General features: G+C 59.2%; 3 protein-coding genes. All 3 read left to right on the forward strand.

Translation table 11 applies throughout. The features are described from left to right. Positions 1-148: 148 nt before the first annotated feature. A complete protein-coding gene (locus tag KJ970_02355) occupies positions 149-1,240 on the forward strand; it encodes a DNA adenine methylase (GenBank protein MBU2689740.1) in 1,092 nt (363 codons plus the stop codon). Then, positions 1,240-1,902: a ParB/RepB/Spo0J family partition protein gene (locus KJ970_02360; GenBank protein MBU2689741.1), complete on the forward strand. Its 663-nt coding sequence runs from the start codon at positions 1,240-1,242 to the stop codon at positions 1,900-1,902. Before KJ970_02355 ends, KJ970_02360 begins: the two co-directional genes overlap by 1 nt. Next, a partial coding sequence (locus KJ970_02365) for a hypothetical protein (protein ID MBU2689742.1) occupies positions 1,886-2,190 on the forward strand: 305 nt, incomplete at its 3' end. The genes KJ970_02360 and KJ970_02365, both read left to right, overlap by 17 nt.

A 2,190-nucleotide genomic window follows, 5' to 3' on the forward strand; every position in this document is an offset into this window, starting at 1 on the left:
GCCTTGGCGAGCAGGTCGGCGGCTTGTTTGGCTTTCTTCGTGGCCTTCGCGTTCATCGTTCCCTCCTTTATGGGCCAGGCCCCATCGCCCGGCGCATTGGTAACAACGCTTCCGTTCCCAGAGAAGTCAAGTCACCCGGAGCAATAAAATGAGAAGAAACAAAAGATTAACGCTGTGGTCCGCATTGCCGCCGTACCTGGGTGGAAAGCGCCGGTTGTGCCCCCTGATCTTCCGGGAAGTGGACCGAATCCTGCCACGAAAGCTGTGGCCGGGGCTTACATTCCTCGATGGCTTCCTTGGCGGTGGGTCGGTCTCGCTCTATGCCAAAGCGCAGGGTTTCAGGGTGGTTTCGGTGGATATCGCCGAACGGTCCATCGTGGTCGGGCAGGCACTGATACAAAACAGCTCGGTCCGGCTACGGCGGGAAGACATTCTGCGGGTGGCAGCCGACAAGTACGAGCCACCGGGCCAGGTTGAACAAAACTACGTCCCACGCGCCTTCACGCGGGCGCAGGCGCGACTTCTCGACCGCATCCTAGCCATGGCCGGGGAGGCGCGAGATATGGCGCGACAGGGGCTCCTGCGGCTCCTGGCGGTGCGTGTAGCGCTGCTAGCTCATCCTATGTCAAGTGTCCGTACCGGGACGATTCACAGGCTCTCCAGCGGCGAATATGAAAACATCACGCCCAGCTGCCTCAAGGGATATGTTGAAGGTTTGCGCCTGAACCGTCCCGACCGGCTGTGGAAAGTGGCGATGCAGATCAACGCCGGGGTGTTTCAAGGCGAGGCTCAGGTCCTGAAAGCAGACATTGTCAAATTGCTCCCCAGCCTCAAAGCCGACATCGCCTACTTCGACCCGCCCTATCCCGGCGTCCAATCCTACGAGCGGGAATACAAAATCATCGATGAGATCTTGGAGGGAACATCCCTGCCGGTGAGCCCGTTCAGCGCCAAGGATGGGGCCTCGATGATCGACGGCTTGTTCAAGCAGGCGAAGAACATCCCGGTCTGGGTTCTGAGCCTGGGCAATGCCGAGGTGACGCTCGATGAGCTGGAGCAGAAGATGCGCAGCTACGGCCGGGAGGTGAAGGCTACCGAGATCCGGTACATGCACAAGCCCTCCCAGTCCAGCGAGGAGAAGCGGCAGCAGAATCGTGAGTTCATCCTGGTCGGTTGGGATTCGGATGCAGAGCTGATCCGTGACCGCGCGATGGTAACCATGAACGCAGGAGGCAAGTGATGGCCAAGAAGAAAACCGCTGATGCTCGGATGGTTCCGCTGGATGATCTCATCCCGCACCCGCTCAACAGCAACGTCATGTCCGAGGAGATGCGGGAGAAATTGAAAGCCCATATCAAACGGACCGGCCGCTACCCCTACCTCATCGTCCGTCCTCATCCGGATCAAGCCGGGAAGTACCAGGTGCTGGATGGCCATCACAGAATCGATGTGCTTCGGGAGCTGGGGCACTCAGAGGCCCGCTGCGATATCTGGGAGGTGGACGATAGGGAGGCGAATCTATTGCTGGCCACATTGAATAGATTAGAGGGCCAGGATGTTCCGGTCCGGCGTGCCCAGCTTCTCCACGAATTACTCGGCTCGATGAGCGTCGATGATCTTGCCGGACTTGTCCCGGAAACCGACCGGCAGATCGAGGAGCTGCATGCATTGCTCGAGTTCCCCGCTGATGAGATCGCCGAGCTGCTGGATGAGCAGGCTGAGCAGGAAGAGAAGGTATTGCCCCGCGTGCTGACCTTCGTCGTGACACCGGATCAGGAGCAGACAATCGAGGAGGCCGTTGAACTGGCGAGTGACGGCACACCAGGCCGCGATAGAAAGGCTCGCGGGCTGACAAACTTGGCCAAGTCTTACATTGAGGAACGCCATGAAGAGATCACATAACAAGATCCGTGAGGAAGCCAGGCGGCTGTATTTGACCGGTGAGGTTGAGACCAATGCCGAGATCGCCACGAGGCTGAGTGTGAAACCGCATACGGTCGGCAAATGGCGGAAGGATGAGGACTGGGACGGCCTCAGGCGGAAGATTGATCGCCGGGCGGCTGAGATGTTCGTGGAGAAGATTGCCACCGACCGCGTCACGTTGAATGTCCGGCACTACCGGCTCTGGGATCTCCTGATGGCCAGCCTGGCTGATGATCTCAAGGACCGGAAGGTGACCGACATCCGTGA

This window comes from Candidatus Eisenbacteria bacterium, assembly GCA_018831195.1.
In the GTDB taxonomy this organism is placed as follows: domain Bacteria; phylum Eisenbacteria; class RBG-16-71-46; order CAIMUX01; family JAHJDP01; genus JAHJDP01.

Coding starts and splice junctions, on each gene's coding strand:
- KJ970_02355 (MBU2689740.1), top strand. CDS start 149: ATGAGAAGAAACAAAAGATTAACGCTGTGGTCCGCATTGCCGCCGTAC.
- KJ970_02360 (MBU2689741.1), top strand. CDS start 1,240: ATGGCCAAGAAGAAAACCGCTGATGCTCGGATGGTTCCGCTGGATGAT.